The sequence below is a fragment of the Streptomyces sp. McG3 genome (assembly GCF_018619185.1).
Lineage (GTDB): Bacteria > Actinomycetota > Actinomycetes > Streptomycetales > Streptomycetaceae > Streptomyces.
Genome location: NZ_JAAXYC010000551.1, coordinates 1 through 1,738, shown reverse-complemented (window position 1 = coordinate 1,738; position 1,738 = coordinate 1). Strand labels below are relative to the sequence as shown.

The following is a 1,738-nucleotide window of genomic DNA, read 5'->3' as shown; positions in this document are numbered from 1 at the left end:
GAGATGTGTATAAGAGCCAGCCTCGGCCCCCGCCTCACTCAGGAATCCGGCTGGTCGACGCGGATCTCGTAGGCGATCTCCCAGCGGATGTCCGGCACGATGATGTCGGCCGTCTCCACGGGGCGTCCCTCGCGGTCGAAGTACGTGCGCTCGACCTCGATGACCAGGTCGCCGATGGAGATCCCGAGCAGATTCGCCTGTTCCCGCGTCGCGCGGGCCGGGCGGGGGAGCTCGATGCCGGTGGCGATGTGCACGCCGATCGACCGCATCCGCTCCACGACGCCGATCTTGCCGTGCGGACCCATCTCGGGGAGCAGGATCGGGGTGCCGTCGGTGATGGCCATCGGCTCCCAGCTCTTGGCCAGCTGTACGGGCAGGCCGTCGGCGAGGAACTCGTAGTCGGTCACGACGCAGAGGTCGCCGGGCTCGATCGCCAGCCGTTCGGCGATGCCCTCCGGCGCGGGGACCCGCGCCGTGCTGGTGCACTCCCAGTCGGCCTCGTGGTCGAGCTCACTCATGTCCGAGGCGAAGGGGCTGTTGCCGCGCTGCTCGCGGTGGCGGGAGCGGACCATGCGCCGACGCTCGCGGGCCCGGCGGACGTATGTACCGGAACCGGCGCGGCCTTCGAGGACGCCCTCGATGATCAGGCGCTCCATGGCCCGCTGCGCCACGGACTGACCGACGCCGTACTCCTCGGCGAACCGGGCCCGGGACGGCAGCTTGTCCCCCACGGCCCATTCACCGGCCCGGACACGAGCCCGCAGAGCATCCGCCACCTTCAAGTACGGCGTATCACGTGGCATTTGAGCAGCTCCGTGTGTTCGGCGTCGACAGGGGCGTCGCTGTTGACAAAGCTAACCCATCAGGTTGAAGCTGAATACTCAGCATTACATGGAGTGACATTCGGTTCATCAGGGGAGAAGTGTGCGCTCTGCACAAGCGCGGGTCGCGGCGCTGACCGGCATGCTCGCCGCCGCCACAGGCACCGAACCGCGCATCGCCACCGGCCTGGACACGTTCCGCGTCGAGGCCGATCTCCCCTCCGAGTTGAGCACGACCGCGCACTCGGCCGTCCTGGCCGCCCTGGCCACAGCGGACCGCTACGGCCACACGCTCAACCGCACCGCCGAATTCGTGTGGGCCGAGATCAGCAGAGAGGCGAACGTGACCACGACCGAATCCCCGGACACGGCGTACCGCGCCCTGCTCGGCCACACGATGACGTGCACCGCCTGCCGGACCGGCGCGATCTGCCCCGCCGCGACGAAGCTCGTCCGCGTGTGGCGGGAGACCCGCCGATGAGACGCGGCGCGGGGCGCCGGCGGGAACGGGTCGCGGCCGCGACGAACCGACGGCGCGCGACCGGGCGAACCCCCTGACCCGACCCGGCCCCGGCCGTCCCTTCCTCGGCAGAACAACGGCCGGGCCGGGTCGCCACCCCCTCACCAGAGACGGAGGCACCTGATGCGCAGGACCCACCAGGCGTTACCGGCACCACCATCCGGGAGGCCCGGATGATCGCCCTCTCCACGACGGACGTCCTCGACTGCGAGGCATGCTGGAACGCCCCGGTCACCGCCGCCCGCCATACCCCCACCGGCCGCGACCTGCTCTGCGAGGAGTGCGCGGAGGGCGACTACCCGCGTCGCGTCGACCTCTTCCCGCCCTTCGGCATCTACGGCCTGACGCCCCGAAAGGTCCTGAACAACGGCAAACACGGCAACGGCCCCCCGAAAAC

3 protein-coding genes are annotated in these 1,738 nt (G+C 70.1%); 2 read left to right on the top strand and 1 reads right to left on the bottom strand.

What is annotated here, in order from left to right; all coding sequences use genetic code 11:
• Positions 1–38: 38 nt before the first annotated feature.
• Positions 39–803, bottom strand: coding sequence for a GntR family transcriptional regulator (locus tag HET64_RS38355; protein ID WP_215111836.1), 765 nt, complete (start codon positions 801–803; stop codon positions 39–41).
• 160 nt (positions 804–963) lie between these two features.
• Here HET64_RS38355 and HET64_RS38350 point away from each other — a divergent pair, with 160 nt between their 5' ends.
• A complete protein-coding gene (locus HET64_RS38350) occupies positions 964–1,302 on the top strand; it encodes a hypothetical protein (protein ID WP_215111837.1) in 339 nt (112 codons plus the stop codon).
• Between the two features lie 212 nt (positions 1,303–1,514).
• Positions 1,515–1,738 (top strand): hypothetical protein (locus tag HET64_RS38345; RefSeq protein ID WP_215111835.1); only part of this gene is annotated, 224 nt, incomplete at its 3' end.